Genomic DNA, 1,148 nt, shown 5'->3' on the forward strand with positions numbered 1-1,148 from the left:
TTCTTTTCACCTTTCCCTCACGGTACTGGTTCACTATCGGTCACGCAGGAGTATTTAGCCTTACGAGATGGTTCTCGCCGATTCACACGGGATTTCCCCTGCCCCATGCTACTCGGGATCCGGCCGGCGCCTTTGAGCTTTCGGCTACAGGACTTTCACCTTCTCTGGTGCAGCATTCCAGCTGCTTCCCCTAGCCCGCCGGCTGCCGTTTGGCCGTCCCACAACCCCGCCCAGCCGTAGCTGAGCGGTTTAGGCTCTTTCCCGTTCGCTCGCCGCTACTGAGGAAATCACTTTTGTTTTCTTTTCCTGCGGCTACTAAGATGTTTCAGTTCGCCGCGTTCGCCCCTTTGGCCTATGGATTCAGCCAAAGGTGACAAGGCTTGCGCCTTGCCGGGTTGCCCCATTCGGGCACCTGCGGATCACCGCTTTTGTCCAGCTCCCCGCAGCGTTTCGTCGGTAACACGCCCTTCCTCGCCTCTGCGTGCCTAGGTATCCACCGTGCGCCCTTAACTGACTTGACCTTTTCACCTCACGTAACATTGGTGTTCTACCTGCCTCATGCCCCCAGGTTGCTGCTGCTTCCCCCAAGCCAAGGCTCGGAGGGCTCAACCCAGAAGCATGCTGCTCTCTTGCTATGCAGTTTTCAAAGTGCTGGCCGGCTCAACCCGGCTGGAGGCTTGTGCTCGGATCCAAACCTCTAGCCCGGTCGTCAACCTATCCAACTGGAGAACCCCTTCCCGGCTCCTCACCAAAGTGGTGGAGGTAAGCGGACTCGAACCGCTGACTTCTGCCGTGCAAAGGCAGCGCTCTACCAGCTGAGCTATACCCCCAATCCAGACTGCACCCACCCTCTGGCTTTGCCCTCAGCTTGGCCAGCTCGCTTCTAGCTTGCTAGCTCTCCCTTCTCCAGGACAAACAGTGGGCCATCCTGGACTCGAACCAGGGACCTCACCCTTATCAGGGGTGCGCTCTAACCACCTGAGCTAATAGCCCTCCCCTCGGTTCCCCTCCAGAACCCCAGTCAACCATCCCTTCAACCCCGACCGACCTGGGATAACCTTTGCTGGCCTGAGGGTGGTCTAACTCCCCTCAGATGCCCCAAGGTAGGTCTCCCTAAAAGGAGGTGATCCAGCCGCACCTTCCGGTAC

The 1,148-nt window shown here is 58.5% G+C and carries 2 tRNA genes and 1 rRNA gene; all 3 read right to left on the bottom strand.

Going from position 1 to position 1,148, the window contains the following annotated elements:
- Positions 1 to 521, bottom strand: a 23S ribosomal RNA gene (locus NW815_RS12170); the annotation flags it as partial.
- A 233-nt stretch (positions 522 to 754) separates the two neighbouring features.
- Positions 755 to 830, bottom strand: a tRNA-Ala gene (locus tag NW815_RS12175).
- Between the two features lie 89 nt (positions 831 to 919).
- Positions 920 to 993: transfer RNA gene (locus NW815_RS12180), tRNA-Ile, on the bottom strand.
- Positions 994 to 1,148: the final 155 nt, after the last annotated feature.

The organism is Synechococcus sp. R6-7, from assembly GCF_047461695.1.
Lineage (GTDB): Bacteria > Cyanobacteriota > Cyanobacteriia > Thermostichales > Thermostichaceae > Thermostichus.